This is a genomic window from Flavobacterium algoritolerans, from assembly GCF_030010385.1.
Taxonomy (GTDB): domain Bacteria; phylum Bacteroidota; class Bacteroidia; order Flavobacteriales; family Flavobacteriaceae; genus Flavobacterium; species Flavobacterium algoritolerans.
Window position 1 is genome coordinate 170,197 of record NZ_JASCRZ010000005.1, and the last position, 26,088, is coordinate 196,284.

A 26,088-nucleotide genomic window follows, 5' to 3' on the forward strand; every position below is an offset into this window, starting at 1 on the left:
AATTTTTAAACCAAAAAATTAAAAATTCAACAGTAGTTCTATATTATTGAATTTACTTTTAATCTTAATTGCCCGTTATTTGGTCTTGAATTTAACACAAAACAGATGCATCTAAGTCTTCAAATTAGGTTAGAGGAAAAGAAAAAAATTGACAAAGAGATTCATTGAAATTTCTTTTAACTATATTTCAAAAAAATTTGTTCAAATACAGTTTTATAGAAACACTAAATGCCGCATACAATGATTCCAGAAATGAAAGAATATGAAGTACATTTAATCGAAAACAAACAACTGAAAATCTCCGGAAATGGAGATGATATAGTATGGGATAATGCCCAGATTTTGACTGATTTTTGTTCCCCATGGAATAACAAAAAAGGAACGGAAATTACATTTAAAGCACTTTGGGATCGAAAAAATTTATTTTTTAATTTTACTGTTTTAGATACCGAAATCCATACAGAAAAAAAGGATGACAGTTTTGAGAGTATTGGAAACTCTGATAGAGTTGAACTCTTTTTCAGAACTGATGATGCACTGAATCCCTATTATTGCCTAGAGATAGACACTTCTGGTCGGATAATGGATTTTATAGCCTATCCCAATACCAATTTTGATTTCAATTGGAACTGGCCCAAGAATGATTTAGTAGTTAAATCATCTGTAAAAGCAAATTCTTTTATTGTTGAGGGATCTATTAGTATCGAATCCTTGAAAATTTTTAATCTAATAAAAAACAACAGGATAGAAACCGGTATTTTTCGAGCTAAGCATATAAAGACTCAAAATGAATGTTTTGAACCAAACTGGATTACTTGGGTAAACCCAAATACCGAAACCCCTAATTTTCATATTGCATCTTCTTTCGGGGTTTTTATTTTAAGAGAATAGAAAATTGCTTTTTAATATAATACCTCACATTTTCGCATTTACAATATCAATTTTCGGGATACTTATTACAATAAACAAACAACTGGACTCTAACGACAGCTCTGGCCTCTGAAAACTTAAAACTGATTACTAAAAACCAAACACTTTTCATTAACTTTGCAACATGTTTACATTCTTAAAATCAAAACCCATACTTAAAGATTTAATTCCAGAGCATCATATTGACATACACTCTCATTTGTTACCGGGTATAGATGATGGCGCAAAAACTTTTGGAGATACGCTAAGACTAACACAAGCGCTTCAGGACATTGGAATTTCAGAGTTTATTACAACTCCACACATAATTCAACATGTTTGGGACAACACTCATGAACAAATTCTAGACAAAAAAGCCACTACGGTTTTAGAACTGGAAAAGAACAACATTACTGTTCCATTTAAAGCGGCCGCAGAATATCTTATGGACGATCAGTTTGTACAACTGTTCAAATCCAATAATTTACTGACTTTAAAAGACAACTATGTCCTGGTGGAAATGTCGTATATCAACCCCCCAATTCAGCTGTATTCAATACTGTTTGATTTACAGGTGGCAGGATACATTCCAGTAATGGCACATCCCGAACGATACTTATTTTATCATAATGATTTTAATGAATACCAGAAACTAAAAAGAGCGGGCTGCTTATTCCAGCTAAATTTATTATCTGTAGTTGGATATTATGGTGCTGGAATTACTAAAATTGCAGAACAATTACTGCAAAAAGGAATGTATACCTATGTAGGTTCTGATGTACATCATGACAATCACATTGCCGCTTTCCAACAAAAAGTAAATCTTAAAGATGTAACACCACTCAAAGAAGCTATTGCCAATAATCAATTTTTTAAATTAGGCTGATAGATTTTTTTATAAATAAAAAGGCCCCAAAGAGTATCTTTGGGGCCTTTTTTAATATGCAAATGATTTTATATTACTTGTCTAACAATTCAAAAGTCGAGTTCATACTTTTGAACTCAGGCACAATTCGTTTCATTTTCAGAACAATTTCGTCGTTATCAAAACGATTAGCTATACTTATAAGCTCCTCCACATCAGTATTTAAAATTTCAAAATCATCTAGAATTTCTTCAGCAATCATAATTTTTTCATGGTACGTAGGAAGTGTTTTTGAAGTATCATTCAATAACTCTTCATATAATTTCTCCCCGGGTCTCAATCCTACAATTTCAATTTTGATATCTTTTTCTGGTATAAAACCAGCTAACTTGATCATCTTTCGGGCCAAATCGATAATTTTAACTGGCTTGCCCATATCAAAAATATAAATCTCTCCTCCATTACCCATGGCTCCCGCCTCTAAAACTAATTGACACGCTTCAGGTATAGTCATAAAATACCGAATGATATCGGGATGTGTAATCGTGATGGGACCTCCATTTGCAATTTGCTTGGTAAACAATGGAACTACAGATCCATTAGATCCTAATACATTTCCAAAGCGAGTTGTAATGAATTTTGTAGCATTTTTTTCTCCGTTATCCTTACTCTTCAATTGTAAAGACTGTACATACTTTTCAGCTATTCTTTTGCTGGCTCCCATTACATTACTTGGGTTTACTGCTTTGTCAGTCGATACCATTACAAATTTTTTAACCTTATAAAAGCACGATAAATCGGCAAGATTTTTTGTCCCTTCTACATTGGTGAGAATGGCCTGAGAAGGATTTTCTTCCATTAAGGGAACATGCTTATAAGCAGCTGCATGAAAAACAACTTGTGGCGCATATTTCTTAAAGACACTATTCATAGCTTCTTTATTCCTTACATCAGCAATAACGGTGTGCATTTTAGAATTTGAATCCAAACCACTCATCTCCAAACACATGTGATGCAACGGTGTTTCTGCCTGATCCAAAATAATAACAACCTTAGGACTAAAACCTAACACTTGACGAACAATTTCACTCCCTATGGACCCTGCTGCTCCGGTAATTAAAACGGTTTTATCTTTTAATTGTTTGGATATTGATTTATTATCTAACACTATAGGCTTTCTTTCCAGTAGATCTTCAATTTGAATACTCTTTACTTTTTGGCTAATCTCTTTTTGATTCTCCCAATCAGAAATCAATGGCACCGTGTACACTGTATAATTGAATTCTAAACATTGATCTACAATAACCAATCGCTCTTCTTTTGATAAACTTTTATCAGCAATAATAACAGCCTGAGCATTAACGGAACGCATTAATGGTGGTAATTTTTTCTTCTTAACCAATATGGGCAAATCCAACATTCTTTTGGTGGCGTTCTGATTGTTTTTATCGACAAAACCAACAATTTTAAAACGGGAAGGAGTTTCAACTTTTAAAGCTTTTGCAACCGATATTGCATTCGCATCTGTACCATAAATTATCGTTCTGATTAATTTATTCGACCCTCGTTCTGAAAAATAAATTTCAAAAGTTCGTTTGATTATGACACGATATAAAAATAATCCGCAAAAAGAAAGTACTATATTGATAAAAAAAGCAGTATTTAAAAATGCTTTTTGTCCATAAAACAACTCGTAACCAAAGTTTAAGAAAAGAAACAGAACGAGCACAGCCATTTGTGAAAACAAAAGTTTAACGGCGTCAATATAGGAAGAGTGCCTAATAATTCCAGAATAGGTCCTAAACAACCAAAAAAAGAAAATATTAATACCAAAGAAACAACTTATGAATAAATATTTTTGTGGCGTAATAATGTAGTCTAGTCCAGTACCCTTAAATATTAGGATAGTAAAAAAAAACGCAAGTACTAAAACCGAAAAATCGATCATAATAATAATCCATCTGGGTAGATAGCTTAAATTATGAATATTAAATTTTAAATTTTCTCTTGAAAAAAAATTAGGACTAGATGATAGCCCCTTGTTTTTAATAGTACTCAAAGTTTTTTTTTTAAAAGATTAACTACTTGGCATGCATCAAAAATAACATTTAATGGATGAAAAAAAAAATCATATTGATTCAATTTACTCTAATCTTCGAATAGATACAACCAGATATGTAGTACATCCCTTATTATCAACCAAAATTCATATTTAATTCGTGAAATAAAATAAGCTAATCCGTTAAGTACAATTGTTTTTTTACAACAAATTTCAGTCAGTTAGAGTGTTTTTCGACAGTTTGTCCCGACACTTGAGGATCCTGTGGCGTAAAACGCGAAAAAAAATACCGATAGCTATCGGGTTGAGAATTGTTTTTTAATAATTATACCATCAATAATAAAATTGTTCAATATTTTTTGTAGTATCGAGCCAGTCGAGATATAATAAAGGGTCTCGACTTAAGCCTGCCCTGAGTTCTTATTGAAAGAGGAAAGCCCCACATAGTAAAAAATCGGGAATGGTAGTGTTTCTAGTCAGTTCGAGTGTGTGTGTTTTGTGGAGTATAACGCAACAAAAAATGTATCGAGAACCATTTTAATAATAATAATAATAATAATAATAATAATAATAATAATATATGCAATCCGTCCTCTAGAGTTTATGCTTCAACAATCCCAAAAGATACTCCCCATAACCTGATTTCTTCAAAGGCTCCGCCAATTCTGTAAGTTGTTGATCTGAAATAAAACCTTGTCTCCAGGCGATTTCTTCGATACAACCTACTTTTAGTCCTTGACGCTCTTCTATAACCTGCACAAATTGCCCTGCCTGCATTAAACTGTTAAAAGTCCCGGTATCCAACCAAGCCGTTCCTCTACTTAAAATACCCACTTTCAAAGCTCCTTTTTCCAAGTACACTTTGTTCACATCGGTAATCTCATATTCACCACGGGCACTTGGCTTGATATTTTTGGCAATTTCGACTACTGAATTATCATAAAAATACAAACCGGGTACCGCATAATTTGATTTAGGCTTCAAAGGTTTTTCTTCGATCGAAAGGGCCTTGAAATTAGCATCAAACTCAACTACACCATAGCGTTCGGGGTCAGAAACGTGATACGCAAATACGACACCGCCGTCCGGATTGGTATTGGTTTGCAACAACTCATCCATATTAGAACCAAAGAAAATATTATCTCCTAATACTAAAGCTACACTATCATTACCTATAAATTCTTCCCCAATAACAAAAGCTTGAGCTAATCCATTTGGGATTGCCTGCTCTGCATAACTGAATTGACAACCTAATGCTGCTCCATCTCCAAATAATTTCTTGAAATTAGGCAAATCATGGGGTGTCGAAATAATTAATATTTCATGAATCCCAGCCATCATTAAAGTAGACAACGGATAATAGATCATGGGCTTGTCATAAACTGGCATCATTTGTTTGCTCATCGCTAAAGTTAATGGGTGCAAACGGGTTCCTGAGCCTCCTGCTAATATAATTCCCTTCATATTTTTTGACTTTAAACTTTTGACTAATTTTTCACAAAAAACGAAATTCTGAAACCTGAACACTGCTTACTGCACTCTGATCACTGTACACTGAACACTTAATACTGATTACTAACGATACTGTTTTTCGTAATAAGTAGCATACGCACCAGAAGTGATATTATTCAACCAGGTTTGATTTTCCAAATACCAATTTACGGTTTTTTCTAATCCCTCTTCAAAAGTAACTGATGGCTTCCATCCCAACTCTTTGTGTATCTTAGAAGCATCAATGGCATAACGCAAATCATGCCCGGGACGGTCTTTTACATAAGCGATCAATTGTTCCGAACTACCGATAGGTCTTCCTAATTTTTCATCCATTATTTTGCAAAGCAACTGCACTAAATCAATATTTTGCCATTCATTAAACCCGCCAATATTATAGGTATCGTGATTGACACCTTCATGAAATACTAAATCAATCGCTACGGCATGGTCTTCAACAAAAAGCCAATCACGAGTATATTTCCCATCACCATATACGGGTAAAGGTTTATTTTGAATAATATTATTAATAAACAGAGGAATTAATTTCTCTGGAAAATGATAGGGCCCATAATTATTGGAACAATTCGTCAATACATAAGGCAAGCCATACGTTTCCCCATACGCTCTTACAAAATGATCTGAGCTCGCTTTAGAAGCAGAGTAAGGAGAATTAGGGGCATAGGCGGTAGTCTCTGTAAACAAACCTTCTGAACCCAAACTACCGTAAACCTCATCGGTACTGATATGATAAAAACGTTTTCCTTCATAATTACCATGCCAAATAGTTTTAGCCGCATTTAACAAATTCATCGTTCCTATAACATTTGTTTTCACAAAAGATAAGGGATCAGTTATAGAACGATCAACATGGGATTCGGCAGCTAAATGTAAAATCCCATCAAATTGATGCTCAGCAAATAATTGATCGATAAATGACGCATCAACGATATCTCCCTTTATGAAGGTATAATTGGACTCTTTTTCTATATCAACAATATTTTCCAGATTCCCGGCATAGGTAAGTGCATCCAAATTAAAAATTTGATACTGAGGATATTTGTTAACGAAAAGTCGTACTACATGGGAACCTATAAAACCGGCACCACCAGTAATTAATATTTTTTTTATCATTATTTCTATATTTTATTACTCCTCAGCTCAAGGGATAATTATTATTTTAACAAAAGTTATTATAAATCAAATAAATGGCATTATTCCCTTGATCTATATGCCCTTAGCTGCCGCAGTCGAGCGTCAAATGTTTGAAGAATCCGTAAAAGAAAAGCTGTTTGAGCGCAACGAGTTCTTTTCTTTTAGCATTCGAAAACTAATTTGACCTACGAGGGAGCGATGACTTCATTTTTTTATTTCTTTTTAAATCAAGCAAAAGAAAATAATTTTATTTTAACTAGGGATTTACAATAGAAAATCAGTTCGGATAATCAAGACACATGAATCTCCCTACCGCCATAGTTTTTCCTATGCTTACTTCTGAAACGCTAACAATACCATACATTTCCTCAAACTGGCTTCATAATCAGACACCTCCACCCCATAAACAGACCTAATCTTAGTGGTATCCAATAAAGAGTATTGAGGGCGTTTTGCCGGTGTTGGATATTCCGAGGAAGAAATTCCGCTGATTTCACAATCAAAACCTCCAATCTCTTGTATTGCCAATGCAAATTCATACCAACTAATCGCTCCTTCATTGGAAAAATTATAAATACCAGCCTGCCAATTACCATGTGTAATTATCGCCATGATCGCTTGAGCCAAATCGGCTGCATAAGTAGGACTTCCTATCTGATCATTTACAACATGTAAACTATCCCTTTCTTGCATCAATCGGGACATCGTTTTTACAAAATTATTTCCAAAACTGGAATACACCCAAGAAGTCCTGATAACAATTGCATTCGGATTTTGTTCCAGAGAAGCCTTTTCTCCTGCTAACTTAGTTACCCCATACACATTGATAGGATTGGTTTGTGCCATTTCCGTCAAAGAAATTGCCGCTGTTCCATCAAAAACATAATCGGTAGAAATATGTAATAGTTTACAGCCATTGGCCTGACTCCATTTTGCAATCACAGCAACTGCTTGGTGATTTAAAACAGCCGCTAATTCAGGCTCAGACTCTGCTCTATCCACAGCAGTATAGGCAGCACAATTAATGATAAATTGTGGATTAATTGTAGTTAATTTAGTTTCTAAAGCTTCTAAATCACACAAATCCAGCTCATTTCTATCGGTAAAAAACCATTCAAACTGAGTAAAGTTTTTTGACAAAACAGCCAATTCAGAACCTAATTGCCCAGTGGATCCGGTAACTACTATTTTTTTCATTTAATCTTTTAAATTTCTAAGACACAGACACGTTTTATAATTACCCTTGCACACTATTTTTTGAACCCAAAACCATTCATCCTGAGCTTTTAGAAACACACTTCACTACTACTCTTCTTAGTGTCAAAACAAATTTACGTTTTGAATTTTTACCTCACTTTAGGGATAGGGTAAAACGAAAAATTATTTCACAACTACTTTAATTCTTAAGCACTTTTAAAACTTTCAAAGAGTTAAACCACATATTCTAAAGTGTTTGTGGTCCTAGTGACTTCTTTGTAAACTTAACGGTTAACTATTAAAACTCCCAATCTATTTCGTTAAAACCAGGTAAAATTAAATCCTTTTCTGAAACAATAATTTCATTAGCATCTAATTGCCAGTCAATTGCTAAAGCGGGGTCATCATAACGGATACCTCTTTCACTTTCTTTATGATACAATTGATCTACCTTATACATAACTGAGGCTGTTTCACTCAAAACTGAAAAACCATGAGCAAAGCCGTGAGGAACCATCAATTGTTTTTTATTTTTCGCACTCAAAACAACACTGAAATGCTGCCCGTAGGTAGCTGATTTTTTTCGTAAATCTACTGCGACATCAAGAATTTCCCCCTCTAAGACACGTACCAATTTAGCTTGAGCAAAAGGATTCATTTGCAAATGCAATCCACGAATCACACCACGTTTAGAGAACGACTGATTATCTTGTACAAAGGGATATTCAAGTCCATTCGCATTAAATTGAACTTGATTGTAAGCTTCAAAAAAATATCCTCTTGAATCCTCATAAACTGCTGGAGTAACAAGTACTAAATCTTTTATAGTTGTTTTTTCAATGATCATTCGATACTTTTATTTTATAATTGCGGGAAATTGTTTCAATACTGTTTTTCCGGTTTAAGTAGCTTTTTTCATTAGATACATCCAAAAAAATCAGAATAAAGGAATTGGATACAACCCAAAAAAGTTCAAAAGAAACATTTCTTCTAAACTTTTTTAGGTTTTTAAACAAATAAAATAATTATATTTTCAATAATTTTTTATACCAAGGTATTTTTTCCACCTTCACCCCATAACCATAGCCATAACCATAGCCATAACCTTTAGTAGAATCGGTATCATTAAGAAGCATACACATATTAGGAAGTTTATTCTCTCTATATAGTGTATTTGGTATGTGTAGCATGTGTTTTTCCAAAACATTTGCACGTACCACATAAACAAAACAATCAGCGTGTTTGGCAATCAATAAAGTATCAGTCACTAGACTGACTGGTGCAGTATCAACAATAATATAATCATACTGTTTTTTTAAATTTTCAAACATTACATCCACCTTATTATTCATCAAGAGTTCTGCAGGATTAGGAGGTATTATACCGGCAGGCAAGATATAAAAGTTCTCATAATCTGGATGTTTAACGATTAAATCTTCAATTTTTAAATCTTTTGATGACAAATAATTAGTAACACCTTTATCTGGCACTGTTAAATACTCATCTAATTTTGGATTACGGATATCCATTCCTATCAATAACACTTTTTTACCTGACAAAGCAAAAGTAGCTGCCAGATTAACAGATACAAAGGTTTTACCTTCACTCGGAAAAGTAGATGTTAAAAAAATAGTTTTGGCTAGATTTTCAGTAACATTGCTTATCATGAATTCAAGATTTGTTCTGATAATACGCAAGGCTTCTGCCGAACTAGTTCGGCTTTCTGATTGCATAATCTCAGAATGCGAATCAGAGGTAGGTACATCACCAATAAAAGGAACTAGCGTTTTTCCTTCTAAATCAAGACGGCTTTTTATCTTGGTATCCAATAAATCAATCAAATATATAATCACTAATGGAACAAGAATCCCTAACAATAAAGCACCCAAATAAATAATACTCCTTTTTGGCGCTACAGGAATCTTGGAGCCCTCTGAGGCATCAATTACTCTGGCATTGGGCTCTGTTGCCGACAAAGAGATGGCAGTCTCTTCTCTTTTTTGCAACAAATACAAATACAACTCTTCTTTTACTTTCTGCTGACGGGCAATGACTCTAAACTGCCTTTCCTGAACTGGTATTTTTCCAATTTTACTATTCAAAAGCCCTTCCTGACTATTTAAATCACGTTTTTGTATGTTCAAACTGGATTGCATTCGCATCAAACTGGTGGCCACATTTGACTTTAAAGCAGATAACTGTTCATCAATTTTAATTACGGACGGATTTGCTTCAGTAGCCGATTTAAGAATCCTGTTTCGATCCAATACTAATTGGTTGTATGAATTAACTAACTCAGAAGCGTCACCTTCACCAGTTATGATATTTGTAGGTAATAAATCTGATTTTTTACTCTTCCTCATGAAATCCAACATAGAACTAATTACATTCAATTGAATATCTGTTTCTACCACTTTTTTATCATACTCGCTCGATCCTTCTATAAAAAGTTTTGCTTCAGTTTCAATATCAGTTAACCTGTTTGTAGTTTTAAAATTTTGAACATTTTGTTCAACACCATCAAGTTCATCCGTTATTAATGCAAGTCTGTTGTTAATAAATAGTGAGGTGTTTTCAGAGATAAAATTCTTATCCGCTACAGCATCCTGATTGTAGTTGAGCACTAAATTATCTAAAAAATCTTCGGCTTTTTCCAATACAGGGTCAACAATTGAAACTTCAACAACACTACTTGTTTTACTTAATGGATTAACTTTCAATCTGTTTTTAAAGCTTTGCACTACATTTTTGAGAGGAGTGATTAAAATAGCAATCGGAGTCCCATTTACATGAAAAGCACCCATAGCGTCACCCAGTTTATTAATCACCAAAGTCCCGTACTTAGTCCTAATAGTCTCTCCATATTTAAACACTTCTTTTTTCTCCAGTACTATATTTCTTCCTTCTGAAGAATCCACTAATTTAAATGTAGTAGGAGTAACACCCTTAAACTCAAAAGCCATTTTATTTTCAAAAAAACCTGGCTTATGATCCGTAAAGCTTACCAGAATTGGTGCGCTTTTGAACAGTTCAGTACTGATTATTTTACCCTCAACAATCAATGCAATATTCAAATTCATCTTCTTGATGGTACTTTCAATCAGTGATCTTGACTTTAATATTTCAATCTCATTATCAAGATTATTTTTTATTCCACCACCAATTCCCATATCTGAAAAAGCGGACAATTCCGAAAGCATACCACCTTTCTTTTCATCTTTCACTAAAATCGTGGTAGAAGCTTGATATTGAGGAGTACTGTACCTCAAATAGACATAGGCTGTCAATAAACTGATGAAAATACCCAATACAAACCATTTCCAATGAGACGCATACTGATATAACACAGCTCTTATTTGAAAATCCTGTTCCATGCTTTCGTTTGATGTATTATTTTCCATAAAATCGATTTATTTTGAAGAGGTAATAATTAGTGTGATTAATGTAATAAGCAGAGAGGAAACAGAAATAATTACCCCTGTATTTGGACCTACAGCAGCGCCATTTACTCTGCTTTTATTAGGCTCGACATAAACGACATCATTTTGGGATAAATAATAGAAAGGAGAATTTATAAATTCCGTGTTGGTAATATCGACTCTATTATAGGATTTTACACCGTCAACCTCCCTGATGATCAAAATATTATTTCTTTTCCCATATATAGTTAGATCCTTAGCCATACTCAACGCTTCTATTAACGTAACTCTCTCTGAAACTATCGGATAAACACCGGGCGCATTAACTTCTCCTTGTAAAGAAACTTTAAAATTCATCACACGAAGGTTAACGATTGGATTTTTAATGTATGTTGAAATTTTTTCGTGCAACATTCCCAAAAGTTCAGTGCGGGTCATACCACTAACTTTTAATTTTCCAAGAATTGGAAAATCAATATTCCCCATTGCATCAACCAAATACAATTGAGCCGATTGTTGGCCTTGAATATCTTGTCGATCAATGCTTACAACACTAATGGTTTTTAGATTAAAAGGAGCTGCGATTTCAGGATCTTCTGCAGAAACAATAATCATCAACAAATCATCCGGCTGTAATTTAATTTCATAAGAACTTCCCTTTTCTTGATTCTGTGAACTATCAATGTTTTGATAATAAACAATATCTTTTCTAGAGGCACATGAAAAAAATAAGAATAGGAAGAATAACACAACTATCTTTTTTATGGAGTGAAAATATTTCATATATAATATTTTATTTTTTAATGGAACTACTTGTTAAAATTTTATTTTATGGCTGCAAATATAAGTATTAGGACCTTATTACAACTAAAAAAACCACTCAGACTACTTTTTAATTTATTAAAATTCATTGTCTAATTTATTAAAAAAAAACAACTCAATCAGACTGATTGAAAATCAACACTTTGTATGTTTTTTCATTCATTCTTAAATCAGCTCCTTTAAAATATAATTTTATGTACCCATAAGTTTTACAAGAACACTTCTAATTCGGGCACGCGCTTCATCATCTAAATTGGAACCGGATGGAAGGCATAAACCATTTTTAAAGAGTGTCTCGGCTATTGTAGAACCATAATAAGGGTAATCCTGAAAAATGGGTTGCAAATGCATCGGTTTCCATAACGGTCGGCTTTCAATATTTTCCGCTTCCATTGCCAATCGTAAATCTTCACTTGTTATTCCGGTAGTCAAAGCTGGATCAATTACAATAGCACTTAACCAATGGTTCGAAAAATAGTCCTGATCAGGCTCTGTCAAAACAGTAACACCCTTAATATTAGAAAAGTAAGACACATAGAATTCATGCATTTGACGTCTCAATGCGACATGTGCATCCAAAACTTCCATTTGTCCACGACCTATTCCAGCACTAATATTACTCATTCGGTAATTATAGCCTACTTCACTGTGCTGATAATGTGGCGCATCATCTCGAGCTTGTGTTGATAAAAAAACCACTCTGTCCTTCATGGCTAGATTCTTTATGACAAGAGCACCACCACCTGAAGTAGTAATAATTTTATTGCCATTGAAAGACAGCACTCCCATATCCCCAAAAGTACCACATTTTTGGCCTTTATAGTGACTCCCTAGCGCTTCTGCGCTATCTTCAAGTACGGGAATATCATATCTTTTAGCTACAGCATGGATTTCATCAACTTTATACGGCATTCCGTAAAGGTGGACACCGATGATCGCTTTTGGTTTTTTACCTTTTGCAATTCGGTCTTTAATAGCTTCCTCAAGTGCAATGGGACACATATTCCAAGTTTCAATTTCACTATCGATAAATATGGGAATAGCGCCTAGATACATAATAGGATTGGCAGATGCAGAAAAAGTCATGCTTTGGCAAATCACCTCGTCTCCAGCTTGAACACCTAAAATAATAAGCCCCAAATGAATTGCAGCAGTTCCTGAACTTAATGCTCCAACTTTTACATCTGCTTGAAGGTAATTTTCCAAATCACTTTCAAAACCATTTACATTAGGCCCCAGTGGCGCTACCCAATTTGTTGCAAAAGCTTCGTTTACATAATTCTGCTCAGTGCCTCCCATATGTGGTGAAGACAGCCATATTTTAGAATTGACCATTAGTGTTTTTTAATTAAAATTAAATAAAAGTTTTGATTATTATCCGCAGGTCTAACAAAAATGTACGGTTATAATAGTACTCAAGATTCATCTTAACCTTGTCAGGAAATAAAATTTCGTCATTATATCGCAAAGGGTTTTCTTGTTTAGACAGCAAGTATTCTTCGTTTCTGTATTTTATAGAGGCTAAACTGGTGATACCAGGTTTTAATTCTAGAATCTTTCGAGCTTGGCCTTCCAATTTGTCATAGTAACCCGGAATATCAGGCCTTGGTCCAACAAGGCTCATATCGCCTACTAAAACATTAAGCAATTGTGGTAATTCATCCAGTTTTGATTTTCTGAGAAATTTTCCAAAGGAAGAAATTTTTCCACTGACTGGATCTACAGTTTTAAATTTGCATATTGTAAAAAAATTCCCAAATTGCCCTACTCTGGTTTGAAAAAAAAAATTATTTGATTTTGTATCAATACTTGCTAAGACAAATAAGATGAGCATAGGTATTCCCATTAAAAGAATCCCGATCAAGGAACATAACACATCAAACAGACGCTTCTTAGCTTCCAAAATTATAGTTATTGTTAATTATGGAATTTAATTGGCTTTGCAGGGATACCCACTGCAGTGCAATATTCAGGGAGAGATTTTGAAACGACTGCTCCAGCTCCTACAATAGTACTTTGTCCGATTTCGAGTTGATTGATAATTTTAGCTCCAGTACCTACGTACACTTTTTCATGAATCAGAACTTCTCCAGAAATATTTACTGAAGGCATAAAAGAAGAGAATGAAGATATTATGGTATCATGCCCAACAGTACACATTAAGTTTAAAATTACAAAATCTTTAATCACAATATTACATGTAATAATACAACCCGCACAAATAATGTTTCCATTACCGATCTCAACAAAATCATCAGAAATCAATGTATTAGGATGAATTATAGTAGGAAATGAGATGTTCTGATTTTTAATTTTAGAAAAAATAGTGAATTTTGTTTTTGGATCTGCAATTGCAATTACAATTGAACAAGCCTGACTAACAGCATTAATAGCTTCAACGTTGCCTAAAACTGGATGTCCGTTCACAATTTCACCTTGTTCAAATCCATCATCATAAAATCCTAAGAAATTATACGTTGGAATAATCTTATTAATAGAATCTAGTATGGTTTTTACTTCTCTTCCAAATCCACCAGCTCCAATGATTGCAATATTTTTCATTTAATTTTATTTTTTTGTTCCTGTAAAAGCTTCTATTGTCATTTGTCCATCTTGGGATATTCCTTCACGGATAAATACTTTTTTTAAGGTAAGAAGTATTATTTTTATATCTAATAGGAATGAAAGCTGGTCAACATACCAAACGTCGTACTCAAATTTCTTTTCCCAACTAATTGCATTTCTCCCATTTACTTGAGCCCAACCTGTAATTCCTGGTCTTACTTCGTGCCTTCTATTTTGAAAATCAGAATAAAGTTCTAGGTATTGTGGCAACAATGGTCTTGGCCCGATCAAACTCATATCTCCTTTTAAAACATTAATCAATTGCGGAATTTCATCCAAAGACGTCTTTCGTACAAATTGCCCGACTTTGGTCAATCGATCTGCATCAGATAGTAAATTGCCATTTTTATCTTTTTTGTCATTCATCGTTTTAAATTTGACAATAGAAAATATCTTCCCTCTTTTTCCTGGTCTTTTTTGCACAAAAAAAGGTTTTCCATCATTAGCAATTGCCAAAAACAAAATCAACAGTAAAATTAGAGGCGAAATAAAAACCAGGGCAATAAGCGCTAATGTAAAATCAAGCATCTGCTTAAAAAATGATTTATACATGAATTTTATCCTTTATTAAATTATACGATCGCTCCACCTTGTAATTTTTATCTAGCAAATTCCATGCATTTTCCTTCATTTCATTACAAACTGTTTCGTCAGATATTAAATCTACAATTGCTTTTTTCATTTCTTGAATGTCGCCGGAAATCACCCAATGACCGCAATTATTTTCTTGAATTACAGTTCCGATATCGGTATTAGCGTCGGTTGCTGCAATAATTGGCATTTTCATCTCGAGATAGGAAAGTAATCTTGATGGAAAATTTGGAATCGTAAAGTCTTTATGGAGAAATATTAATCCTACATCACAAGCATTTAATAAAGAATCATAATCCTGTTTTGGAAGTCCTGCAAGAAGCAGAGCATTTTTTGGATTATTTTCGTTGAACCATTTATCGATTCTGATATATTCTGTTCCCGATCCTACTATAAGAAAAAATACATTTTCAGAGACTAATGCTGTGATTGTTTCCAATAGAAAGTCAATTCCTTGTGGCTTTCCTAGATTTCCTCCATAGACAAAAATCTTTTTGTCGGTTGGAAGGTTATATTTTTCACGCACCGCATTTTTTTCAGACGCTGTCTGAATAAAAGAGATTGGCTCTACGGTATTAGGATTGATTTCGACCTTTTCTGAGGCGATTTGTGGATTATGATTTAAAATATATGTTTTATTGGCGTCAGACATACACCCGATTGTATCCGAAATAGCATATAGTTTTTTTTCCTTCTTCAAAAAAATTTTATGTAAAGCACCATTTTCCTTCAGCATTTTCATATCTACTGCATTTTGAGGGAAAATATCTTTAAGCAATAAATACGAATAAGCCTGATCTCTTTTTTTAATAAAACGAATCACTTTATAAAAAGTAATTGGTGGCGTTGAATAAACAACTAAGTCAAATTTTACTTCATAAAAGTACTTTTTTATTGCTGACAAAAATTGATATTCTATGGCAAGCGTACCCAAACCCTTTTCTACAATATTGGTTTTTTGAAGGTTCAATGTTTGAACATTTAAGATCGTACCTTCTTTTTCTTTTCTGACAGTTGTCTTCTTTTTCTCGCGACGTTCTACAGGACATACAGCAAAAACGTGATGACCTTCTTCGTGAAACTTACGAAGAAGATCGGTATAAATTCCTCTGTCAGTTAAGGAATTTATTTTAACCATAGTCAAAAAGAGTACATTCATGTGCTATTTTGTTATTGTTCTCTCCAAACCGTTCGTTTCACATAATCGGTATAACTCAAAATAATACGTACCATTTTCTCAGATACATTGGGCATAGAATAATCCGCTACTGGCCTGAAGTTTCGTTCTTCTCCAATTTTTTGGTATTGCAATTGAACCAATCCTTGCATAATTCTTTCAGGATTTAAACCAACCATCATTACGGATGTTTCTTCCATCGCTTCCGGTCTTTCGTGCGCTTCTCTGATATTTAAAGCTTTGAAATTTAGCGTTGAAGATTCTTCAGAAATAGTTCCTGAATCAGAAAGAACAGCGTATGATTTCATTTGTAATGCGTTATAGTCATTAAAACCAAGCGGCTTTAAAAACTGAACATTCTTATGCATTTCGATTTTCTTTTTATCAATCATATTTTGCGTTCGCGGATGCGTGCTTACAATAATTGGGTAGTCATATTTTTCTGCAATTAAATTCAAGCTATCCATAAGACCTTGAAAGTTTTTCTCGCTATTTATATTTTCTTCTCTGTGGGCAGAAACTACAAAAAACTTTCCTTCTTCCAATTGCAAGCGTTTTAAAACATCTGAAGATTTAATTGACGGAAGATAATGGTGCAAAACCTCAAACATTGGTGAACCTGTTTTTATTATTCGGTCTGCTGGCAATCCTTCACGCAACAAATATTCTCTTGCGATATCGCTGTAAGTTAAGTTAATATCAGAAACATGATCTACAATTTTTCTGTTTGTTTCTTCGGGAACACGTTGATCAAAACAACGATTTCCTGCTTCCATATGGAAAATTGGAATATGTCTTTTTTTGGCAGGAATAGCGCAAAGGCAGCTATTTGTATCTCCTAAAACTAAAAACGCATCGGGATTTTCGGATTCTAGCAAAGGATCAATTTTAATTAAAATCTGCCCTACTGTTGCTGTAGCTGTAGCTCCGGCAGCATTTAAGAAAAAGTCAGGCTTGCGAATTCCAAGATCGTCAAAGAAAATCTGATTCAATTCATAATCATAATTCTGTCCCGTATGAACTATTACGTGCTCGATTGCTTCTGAATTATCTAAGGCGTTCATAACTCGAGAAAGGCGAATAATTTCTGGCCTGGTACCGACCACGGTCATTACTTTTAGTTTTGCTTTCATGCTAACTTGGATATATTTTCTTGATTATACGTTTTCGAAGTAAGTGTCGGGATCGTTCGGATCATAGAATTCATTAATCCAAAAAATGGTGTATAATTCCTCTTCTCCAACGTTTTTGATATTATGTGTATACCAAACTGGCATGTCAACATAGGCTGGTTCATCACCATTTAAATAAAAATCCAGCGTTTCATCTGTTCCAATTTGTCTTAATTGAATCAATGCATTCCCTTTAATTACCGCAAAACGTTCGATTTTTCGGGTATGAAAATGATTCCCTCTCGTGATTCCCGGAACGGTTGTTGAAAACGAAACTTGACCGCCAACATTTAAACGAATTACCTCAACAAAAGCACCTCTTGGATCGGTATGTTGCGTGAATTTTACGGGAAAATGATTCGGAATATCCATATAACAACGGAACGTATTGAAGAGATTGACTTCAAATCTGTTATTCAATTCTGGGATAATTCCTTTTTCTTGATATTCGTCTTTGTATTTTTTTAGTAAAGAAAGAATTTTAGAAACTTTTGCTTCAGAAGTATGTGGCACTAAAATCTCCGACTTACTTGTACTACTTCTGATTTCCTTTAAGATTTTGTCAACCAATTCGCCTACATAAATCAATTTTAAATCACCATCCACATCAATTATGGGCATTTCATTATGGGCTATTTTATGACAGAATGTAGCAACAACAGAATTATAATTTGGCAATCCGAACGGTCCAAATACATTAGGAATCAATAATCCTGTAAATTCTCCACCAGCTTTTTCAGCCCAAGAAGCCATCATTTCGCGACCTTGCCTCTTAGATTTACCATAAAGATTATCCCTTTCTTCTTGTGTGGAAGAAGAAAATAACACATGCGCTTTACTTTCAGTAGTTTCCAACGAGGAAATTAATTGCTCAACCAAATCTAAGTTGGTATCATAAATAACTTGTGGATCAGAATGACGGTTCATTGCCGCAAGATGTACTATGACATCACAATTGGAAACAAAATCATTCAGCTTTTCCGGATCTCCAAAGTACTCTTTTTGAAAACTAACTCGTTGAAATTCCTCCGGGAATAGCCCAAGTGTATTATACAAATGTTTCCCGACAAACCCAGCCTGTCCTGTAATTCCTACTCTTAGCATTTTTATATTTTTTATACTATTATAATTTATTTCCAGTCAAACCAAAGGTTACTGTCAAATCGAAAATTGTCACTTGCCGCTTCCTCCAATGTCAAATCAGAAAAAACAATCATTTTTGAATTGGTTTCTAAAGCTTTAAAACCATTAGCAAAACCGCCTGGAATGTGCAAAACTTGTGTATTGTCAGATTTTAAAATAAAACGCTCTATTTGAATATCAAATGAAGGATTTTCCCAATTATCCGGCTTTACGACAGCTACTAAAAAACTTCCAGAAATAACTTGAAACCATTTCTGCTCCATCTTATGACCTTGCCAAGCACGAATGATATTTATATCTGTATGTTCTATGATATAATATCTTTTTATTTCTGAAAGATTAAAATCATTTACAAATGTTAGCTTCCCACGTTCATCCTGATAACTTCTACCTTGAATTATTTCTGGATTTTGTATCATTAACCCGGCATTTGTAAAACATCTTCCCCAAAAACTTCTTTTCGGATCAACGGTAATTTTACCAGCAATTTTTTCATTCCTTCAACCCCCAATTGCTCTGTATTGTGAGAATGGTAATCTTCAACTATGGAGATATCTTTTTCGCCTTCAGAAAAATATTGTGCATAATTTAAATCGCGGTTATCTGCAGGAATTCTGTAAAACTCGCCCATATCTTCCGCTTTAGCCATTTCTTCTCTGGTACAAAGTGTTTCATACAACTTTTCGCCATGACGTGTTCCTATAACTTTTATTTCATTATCCGCTTGGCATAACTCTTTTAAGGCTTCCGCTAAATCAGCAATTGTGCCTGCTGGCGCTTTATTCACAAACAAGTCACCTTGATTGCCATGCTCAAAAGCAAATAAAACAAGTTCTACAGCTTCATCCAATGACATTAAAAAACGGGTCATTTTTGGATCAGTAATCGTTAAGGTCTGTCCTGTCTTAATTTGATTTAAAAATAACGGAATTACAGATCCTCTTGAAGCCATTACGTTTCCGTATCTCGTTAAGCAAACTGTTGTTTTGTTTTCACGAATGTTTCTTGAAGCAGCAATAGCCACTTTCTCCATCAATGCTTTTGAGATTCCCATCGCATTAATTGGATAAGCTGCCTTATCAGTACTTAAGCATATTATTTTTTGAACGCCATTTGCAACAGCCGCATCAATTGTATTTTGAGTCCCAAAGACATTAGTTTTAGTAGCCTCAATCGGAAAAAATTCACAAGAAGGTACTTGTTTTAAAGCCGCAGCATGAAATACATAATCTACACCATGCATAGCTCTTTCAATACTACTATAATCACGTACATCTCCAATATAAAATTTTAGCTTATCGTTTTTGAGCTGATTACGCATGTCATCTTGTTTCTTCTCATCACGAGAAAAAATACGGATTTCTTTAAAATGATCTGTCTGCAAAAAACGGTTTAAAACTGCATTTCCAAAGGAACCTGTTCCTCCTGTAATTAGAAGTATTTTATCTTGTATTTTCATTGTTTTATTAATTTAAAAGCTGTAATAAATCCTTTAATTGATTATGTATCTTCTGTTTTGTAGGTTTAAATTTTCCTGATACGCTCGACTTTAATACTGCTACAATATCGTCAACGTTATTCGGATCAAAACACAATGAAGGTTCGCAAACTTCATGCATATAAGGCAAATCGGCGCCAATAACCTCGCATCCGCTTTCGATAGCTTCAACAATTCCTAATCCAAAACTCTCTGACAAAGAAGGATAAATCATGAAGCTGGCTTTGCTGTATATTTCTTTAAGAGCATTACGATTGACAAATCCATGATTTATAATTGGAAATCCAAGATTTACTTTTTCTTTTATGTAATCCTGTAAGATTCCAAACTCATCTCCTATCGTTAAGTGCAGCTCTGATTTTTTATCAGATGAACCATAAAAAATCTGATATGCATCTATCAATTTAATATGATTTTTGTGATGTGTGCCTGCACTGACATAGACATAATTATATTTCGCATTTGTTGTTTTTTTAGCGATTTCAAGTGATGGATAAAATGGAATAGTAAGAACCTGAACAGCGGAACCAAATTGCAATTTATGTATTAAAAGTTGTTTCATTGCATCTGTTTGAACAATCCAAAAATCAGTTTTCACTTTTAATAGATTTAGAACTGCAGCCTTCATTTTAAAAATTATCTTACTTTTAATATGGGTATTACTTGGTATTTCAAGAAATAATTTTTGATGAAAGTAAGTATAGACAACTGCCTTTGTCTTTAGTGTTGGAGGAAGATTACCAAAACACAATATTTTTGTAAAATTCAATTTATTTTCTTTGTAAAACTGGTGCCTTTTCATCAAGTTAGCGCGCACAAAAGTCACACTATTGTCAGAAATCGCAGGGTGCTTACCTACAATTCTATCATCTAAAAGGTAATGCACTTTGAGTTTTCTTTGTTCTATTTCTTCAATAAGATAGTCAAGCAGAATTTTTCCACCACTATTATTTATATACAAAGCATCGATTAATATCATTTTAAATAACTAGAAAATTTTTTACACAAAATTTTTTAATTGACCTTTAAGTCAACTACTACGTATACTTAATTTTATCTAGCAACTTTTTTTTAGATAAAAAAATTCTTGCGTAGTTAACAATTAAATTAGGATGCATGGTTAAATAAATAATTTTTCCAAATGACCCATTATTTCCTATTTCATTCTTTCCTCTTTCCCACTCGATAACATTTTTTTTATAACTTTTACTCCACATCGCAATTTTTTTGCTCACTGTATGATAAAACTCCTCCGGCATAATGACTAGGGAATTTATTTTATAATGGTAAGCTAAACTTATAAGGCAATTATCTGTAGCAATGTCGAGTTTTGTGGCAGAAATGTTGCTTCCATGTTTTCTTAATTTAAGCAAAGGTTGGTCAATATTGATGATTTTTCCAATTTTTGAAATTCGCAACCATAAATCAAAATCTTCAGCAATGTGCATTTTTGGATCATAACCGCCCGCTTTTTCCAACATTTTTTTATTGATGAGTACGGATGGGTGAATTATACTCGAAGACAAATTTTCCAATTGAACAACAATATCCTTATGATTCAAAGCAAATTTAGTCCTTCCATATTCAACACCATCTTCATTTATCAAAGAAGCTTGAGTTCCGATTACCGCAACATCATCTGCAATCGATTGAAATTGAATTTCAAATCTTTTTGGTAAGGCTACATCATCTGCATCCATTCTAGCTATCCAAAGGGAATCACTTCTTTCAATACCAAATGCCAATGTATCAATAAGACCACCATTAGATTTTTCAAAAACTCTAATTCTTTTGTCACTATAACCATTGATTATTAACTGTGAATCATCTGTAGAACCATCGTTTATAATTAACAATTCAAAGTTTTGAAAGTCCTGCGCTAATATGCTATCAATAGCCTCAGCGAGAAACTTTGAGGCATTGTAAACGGGTAAGATAACAGAAATTAATGGTTGCATAATTCTTTAACTAAAATGTTTATCTAACTTCTAAACTTAGACCAATTCCCTTCTCCATACAAACCAAATCCTACCCATAAAATAGATAATCCTACAAACAGGATAAATACTGCCATGTAATTTCTGAGAAAATATTTTAAATCCATGTGCTTCATCACAAATGGAATTAAAAAAATAACAGAAATAGAAATGTATGATAGGTGCATGAATCCGGAAGCAATTCCGGCAAAAGAAACTATTAAGCTTGCAATAGTGACAACATTAATTTCTCCTTTAAAGCCATTTAATTTTTTTCTTTTTCTCCACAACACAACAATAATTGTAAATATAAACGTAGAAGTAAAATAGTCACTAATTTGATAAATTGTTTCTTGTGTAAATTTAAAGAATTGTGACCATGGAAATGGTCCCAAAAAACCTTTAAAAATATACACTGGAAGTAACAGGTAAAACTGCACTTGGGTTAAGTCACTTGTATAATCGGACGACAATTGAGAATCTACATCAATTAATTCTGACTGAGTAGCCAGCTGATAATATTTAAACCCCACAATAATGGTAGTCAAAAGTAATACTACGCGCAAATTGAATTTTTTACCATACTTGACCAATCCAGACTGTTTTGTATAAAAAAACAAAAAAATTAAATAGGTTGCAAAAGGTACAATAATGTAATTCTTTCTTTGTAAATAAAATAATATTCCTGAAACAAAAAGTAAAAAGAAAAGTTTTGGATTCTTGAAAGAAAATTGCAGACTTATGATACCCAACGCTATTAAAAATTGACCTGCAAAATCTCGCATTGTCATTGATGTAATCATTCCAAATGGAAAAAAAGAGCATAAAATCAATGTAGCAAAAAGTTGTTTTTGGCTCAAATCAAAGAAGTTTTTGGCTATAAAAGTCACTAAAACAGCTGTAAACAATGTAAAAACAGCATTTATATGACTTAAATTGAGGACTAAATTCCCGCCAAAATAATAAATTGGTGAATAAGTATAGAAAATTAAAGCGCCTTTGTTTTCTAAGAAAAAATCTTTCGTCATTGAGTTTAAAAAACCAACGCTATGTGCTTCGTCAGATAAATATTGAATGCTTTCATGCATCCAATAAAAATCATAAAAAAATTCATAATTTGTATTCCCATTAAAATATTCAGGCTGTACAAAAGTTAAAAAATGCCAGGTAGAAAAGAGCATTTTAAATACAAAAGCGCCACCAACAACTGCAAATGCATTAAATCCAATTTTCTTTAAAAACAAATGACAAAATATTTTTAATCCTAATAAAGAGGCAATTCCTAAAGTAAAGTAGGACCACATCGGGCTTGAATTCAAATCTGTAAAAAGTCCAAAAAATAAAATTATTGCCAGATAAGAAACTATAAAATTCCTCCAGATTATTAAATAATTATTTAATGTATAGATATATGGCATTTTGGTATATTTTATTGCGCTTTGATTATTTATTTTTTTGGAAATCTTACAAACTTAGAAATGATAAACTTAAGTAAAACCACCTCTCTTTTGTAATAAAACATGGCCATCAATAGTGCGGCAAGTGCTATCGTTATTATTAGTACAAAGAAACTGTTTCTGTATTGATTCAATATCAGGATAGCAGAGCCCGATATTAAAAACACTACTGACAAATCCAAAAGCAAATTTTTAGTAATTATATATTGAACCATGTCTGTATGAAACCTTTTTTCAAGAATTGCGCACGAAATAAAGTATATAAGATTTGCTCCTATTCCAGCAATAACGATACCTTCTAACCCAATTATTGGCATAATTATTAATGCAAAAACTAAAAATGAGACAGCAAAAACAGAATCCGTAATTGAAGTTAAATTAAATTTACCAATTGCGTAATACTGTTGGGATAATATCATTCTTAATTGGTCAGAGAAAACGGTCAGACATATTAAACTAAGTAGATAATTTCCACCAAATTTATCGAGTCCAACCCAAATTGATATAAAATCTTGACCGATGAGAAAAATAATCAATAGTGTAAATACGAGCATCATTCGGATTAACGAAAAATAATGTTTAGTGTAATCATGAACAAAGCCTTTATTATCGCTCTCAGAATAAAATAATGAGAATGACGTAAAAGTTGAAACAGCAATCATGTTGATAATCATCACTGTCAATGAAGGTAATTTTTTAGTGATTTCAAAAATTGTAGTTGCAGAAGATGAAATTGTGGTAGCAACAATAAAATTCTGAATACTCATCGCTAGTGTCATTCCTACTTTTGAAATAAACGGTAGCCCGATATTCTTTATCAACATAAAAAGGTAGTGTACATCAACACAGAAAGGGATTTGTTCTTTTTTTAAAATAATAAGCACATAAAAAAAATCTAAAATCGTGTAAATCAGAGTTTTGACTAAATTACCACTGGCTAATGCTAAAATCCCTTGATGTGGAATTGCCCAAAGTGTATAAACAATCCCAAATACAGACGAAATTAAATTAAAAATAGGTGGCCAGAATGTTTTTAAGAATACTTGAGGAATACTATTTAAATATCCGGAAATAATGGTCAACGATAACGCTATAGAATAGAGAAAGAAACTTTGAGAATACGATTTATTAACTGCTCCTGACGGGGTTACCCAATGTGTCAGCATATCTTTAAAAAAATAGGTAACAAAAACGACAACTATGCTAACTAACAGTCCAAAAATAATTGCTGCTGAGAAATATTTTGAAAATTCATCTAGCTTTTTATTAACCCATTTATTACCTAACTGTTGCGTTAAAATCAGACTAATATTTGCTTCAAATACGGAAACTAAAGATAAGAAAGAAATACCACCGAGCCAAATTCCATATTCTGACGTACTTATAAATTTAAAATAATAAGGCAATAAAAGTATACCCGTCAAAAATAAAAAAACAAAATTTGAGAGGGAACCAAGAATATTATGAGTAATTGCTTTTGTTTTCATTGAAACTGACAGATAAAAAAATGTTTGTTGTACTCAAAATCAAAATTGAGATTATTTTAATTTATGGTTTATGAAATAAATCATAAGCTTCTACTTTTAATCTGTTGGTAATTCTGTCGAAAACATTACTTGGATCAAATTTTGTGATCTTTACAAGTTCCTTTTTATCAGTTTGACTGCCATTTAATTGCCTCACTTTATCTAGAATACTAGCCATTACAGAAAACATTGAGTAATTATCTAAGTACTGTTTTTTCGCATCCAAAAGAAACTCTATTTTTTCTTCATAAAAATTATCAGAATTCAAAATTTCTTTAATTGATTTAACGGAAGCTTCAAAGTCTTGCATATGAATTCTTTGATAAGATTTTGGCTTAAAATAGTGATCTAAATTACTGCAACCATGATATATCGGAAAGGTTTGTGAAAGCAAACAGTCGCCTAGTTTTTCACTGAAGTATTCAGGGACCTCAATTGTTTCTAAAATTATTGAATATTTGTAAGGATCTAATGTCGAATTTTTATCATAAACATGCTTTGTAAATCCCGCTCCATAAATATCTATTTCGTTTCCAAAGTATTTGTGTATTTTTTTGACAAAATTTAATCTCTTAAGGTGGTTTACTGATATTTTTTTATCACTAGCTAACAAGGACATTTGTTTTGTTTTGGGTACATTTTGTACCTGAGAAAGTTCATCAAAATTCATTTTTACAAACCACGGAATAATCGGTATAGAACTTAAGAGATTTATATGTTTTAAATCAGTTCTAAAAGAGGATGCATAACTAAATTGGCTTAAAAACTTTTGTGTGTAATTTACTATATCAGCGCTTTCTGATGTTTCGAAAATCACATTTTTTTTAGGAACAATCGTCTTCTCGTATTCAGGAACAATATTTCCACAAACGAGCCAAAAATCACATTCATCGATTTCTTGATTTAAAAAAAACTCATAATCACCCCAAATACAGCTACCTGATGGAGAATGCTTTTCGATATTCCATTTATTTGGAGGAAAGGATAGTTTTACTTTTTTCATGAA

Annotated in this window: 23 protein-coding genes; 2 read left to right on the plus strand and 21 right to left on the minus strand. The window is 33.0% G+C overall.

The window, feature by feature from the left end; genetic code table 11:
- Window positions 1-240 precede the first annotated feature (240 nt).
- Both QLS65_RS11930 and QLS65_RS11935 read left to right on the plus strand, forming a co-directional pair.
- Window positions 241-891, plus strand: coding sequence for a sugar-binding protein (locus QLS65_RS11930; RefSeq protein WP_282717986.1), 651 nt, complete (start codon window positions 241-243; stop codon window positions 889-891).
- A 163-nt stretch (window positions 892-1,054) separates the two neighbouring features.
- Window positions 1,055-1,795 carry a tyrosine-protein phosphatase gene (locus QLS65_RS11935; protein WP_282711676.1) on the plus strand — a complete coding sequence of 247 codons (741 nt, stop codon included), beginning with the start codon at window positions 1,055-1,057 and terminating at the stop codon, window positions 1,793-1,795.
- 73 nt (window positions 1,796-1,868) lie between these two features.
- On the opposite strand, the gene QLS65_RS11940 is transcribed toward QLS65_RS11935, so the two are convergent.
- The 21 genes from QLS65_RS11940 to QLS65_RS12040 all read right to left on the minus strand — a co-directional run bounded on the left by QLS65_RS11940 (window position 1,869) and on the right by QLS65_RS12040 (window position 26,085).
- Window positions 1,869-3,824, minus strand: a complete 1,956-nt coding sequence (locus tag QLS65_RS11940; protein ID WP_428831879.1) for a polysaccharide biosynthesis protein — start codon at window positions 3,822-3,824, stop codon at window positions 1,869-1,871.
- A gap of 603 nt (window positions 3,825-4,427) precedes the next feature.
- Complete coding sequence (gene rfbA / locus QLS65_RS11945) at window positions 4,428-5,297, minus strand: glucose-1-phosphate thymidylyltransferase RfbA (RefSeq protein WP_282711679.1); 870 nt, start codon at window positions 5,295-5,297, stop codon at window positions 4,428-4,430.
- A gap of 111 nt (window positions 5,298-5,408) precedes the next feature.
- The gene (rfbB, locus tag QLS65_RS11950) at window positions 5,409-6,455 is read right to left on the minus strand and encodes a dTDP-glucose 4,6-dehydratase (protein WP_282718189.1); all 1,047 of its coding nucleotides are present in this window, start codon (window positions 6,453-6,455) and stop codon (window positions 5,409-5,411) included.
- Between the two features lie 357 nt (window positions 6,456-6,812).
- Window positions 6,813-7,676 carry a dTDP-4-dehydrorhamnose reductase gene (rfbD, locus tag QLS65_RS11955; protein ID WP_282711680.1) on the minus strand — a complete coding sequence of 288 codons (864 nt, stop codon included), beginning with the start codon at window positions 7,674-7,676 and terminating at the stop codon, window positions 6,813-6,815.
- Window positions 7,677-7,974: 298 nt separating this feature from the next.
- Window positions 7,975-8,523, minus strand: coding sequence for a dTDP-4-dehydrorhamnose 3,5-epimerase (gene rfbC, locus QLS65_RS11960; RefSeq protein WP_282717990.1), 549 nt, complete (start codon window positions 8,521-8,523; stop codon window positions 7,975-7,977).
- Window positions 8,524-8,701: 178 nt separating this feature from the next.
- Window positions 8,702-11,077, minus strand: a complete 2,376-nt coding sequence (locus tag QLS65_RS11965) for a GumC family protein (protein ID WP_282717991.1) — start codon at window positions 11,075-11,077, stop codon at window positions 8,702-8,704.
- Window positions 11,078-11,086: 9 nt separating this feature from the next.
- Window positions 11,087-11,878 (minus strand): polysaccharide biosynthesis/export family protein, encoded by a 792-nt coding sequence (locus QLS65_RS11970; protein ID WP_282711683.1) that lies wholly within the window; start codon window positions 11,876-11,878, stop codon window positions 11,087-11,089.
- Window positions 11,879-12,109: 231 nt separating this feature from the next.
- Window positions 12,110-13,252 (minus strand): DegT/DnrJ/EryC1/StrS family aminotransferase, encoded by a 1,143-nt coding sequence (locus tag QLS65_RS11975; protein WP_282717992.1) that lies wholly within the window; start codon window positions 13,250-13,252, stop codon window positions 12,110-12,112.
- 19 nt (window positions 13,253-13,271) lie between these two features.
- Window positions 13,272-13,826, minus strand: a complete 555-nt coding sequence (locus QLS65_RS11980; protein ID WP_282718190.1) for a sugar transferase — start codon at window positions 13,824-13,826, stop codon at window positions 13,272-13,274.
- 8 nt (window positions 13,827-13,834) lie between these two features.
- Entirely contained in the window at window positions 13,835-14,479 is a 645-nt protein-coding gene (locus QLS65_RS11985; protein ID WP_282717997.1) for an acetyltransferase, read from the minus strand.
- A gap of 6 nt (window positions 14,480-14,485) precedes the next feature.
- Window positions 14,486-15,094 carry a sugar transferase gene (locus QLS65_RS11990; protein ID WP_282718003.1) on the minus strand — a complete coding sequence of 203 codons (609 nt, stop codon included), beginning with the start codon at window positions 15,092-15,094 and terminating at the stop codon, window positions 14,486-14,488.
- Window positions 15,087-16,292, minus strand: a complete 1,206-nt coding sequence (locus QLS65_RS11995) for a glycosyltransferase family 4 protein (protein WP_282718007.1) — start codon at window positions 16,290-16,292, stop codon at window positions 15,087-15,089. The genes QLS65_RS11990 and QLS65_RS11995 overlap by 8 nt, the downstream gene beginning before the upstream one ends.
- Before the next feature lie 11 nt (window positions 16,293-16,303).
- Window positions 16,304-17,443, minus strand: a complete 1,140-nt coding sequence (gene wecB / locus QLS65_RS12000; RefSeq protein ID WP_282718009.1) for a non-hydrolyzing UDP-N-acetylglucosamine 2-epimerase — start codon at window positions 17,441-17,443, stop codon at window positions 16,304-16,306.
- Window positions 17,444-17,467: 24 nt separating this feature from the next.
- Entirely contained in the window at window positions 17,468-18,586 is a 1,119-nt protein-coding gene (locus QLS65_RS12005; RefSeq protein ID WP_282718011.1) for a polysaccharide biosynthesis C-terminal domain-containing protein, read from the minus strand.
- A gap of 26 nt (window positions 18,587-18,612) precedes the next feature.
- Window positions 18,613-19,044 carry a dTDP-4-dehydrorhamnose 3,5-epimerase family protein gene (locus QLS65_RS12010; protein ID WP_282718013.1) on the minus strand — a complete coding sequence of 144 codons (432 nt, stop codon included), beginning with the start codon at window positions 19,042-19,044 and terminating at the stop codon, window positions 18,613-18,615.
- Window positions 19,044-20,084: a polysaccharide biosynthesis protein gene (locus QLS65_RS12015; RefSeq protein ID WP_282718015.1), complete on the minus strand. Its 1,041-nt coding sequence runs from the start codon at window positions 20,082-20,084 to the stop codon at window positions 19,044-19,046. The genes QLS65_RS12010 and QLS65_RS12015 overlap by 1 nt, the downstream gene beginning before the upstream one ends.
- A 7-nt stretch (window positions 20,085-20,091) precedes the next feature.
- Window positions 20,092-21,102 (minus strand): glycosyltransferase, encoded by a 1,011-nt coding sequence (locus QLS65_RS12020; RefSeq protein WP_282718017.1) that lies wholly within the window; start codon window positions 21,100-21,102, stop codon window positions 20,092-20,094.
- Between the two features lie 58 nt (window positions 21,103-21,160).
- Complete coding sequence (locus QLS65_RS12025) at window positions 21,161-22,081, minus strand: glycosyltransferase (protein WP_282718019.1); 921 nt, start codon at window positions 22,079-22,081, stop codon at window positions 21,161-21,163.
- A 23-nt stretch (window positions 22,082-22,104) separates the two neighbouring features.
- On the minus strand, window positions 22,105-23,517 hold the full coding sequence (locus QLS65_RS12030; protein WP_282711697.1) for a hypothetical protein: 1,413 nt from the start codon (window positions 23,515-23,517) through the stop codon (window positions 22,105-22,107).
- A gap of 29 nt (window positions 23,518-23,546) precedes the next feature.
- The gene (locus tag QLS65_RS12035; protein WP_282718022.1) at window positions 23,547-25,043 is read right to left on the minus strand and encodes a lipopolysaccharide biosynthesis protein; all 1,497 of its coding nucleotides are present in this window, start codon (window positions 25,041-25,043) and stop codon (window positions 23,547-23,549) included.
- Window positions 25,044-25,104: 61 nt separating this feature from the next.
- The gene (locus tag QLS65_RS12040) at window positions 25,105-26,085 is read right to left on the minus strand and encodes a glycosyltransferase family 10 domain-containing protein (RefSeq protein ID WP_282711699.1); all 981 of its coding nucleotides are present in this window, start codon (window positions 26,083-26,085) and stop codon (window positions 25,105-25,107) included.
- Between the last annotated feature and the right edge of the window lie 3 nt (window positions 26,086-26,088).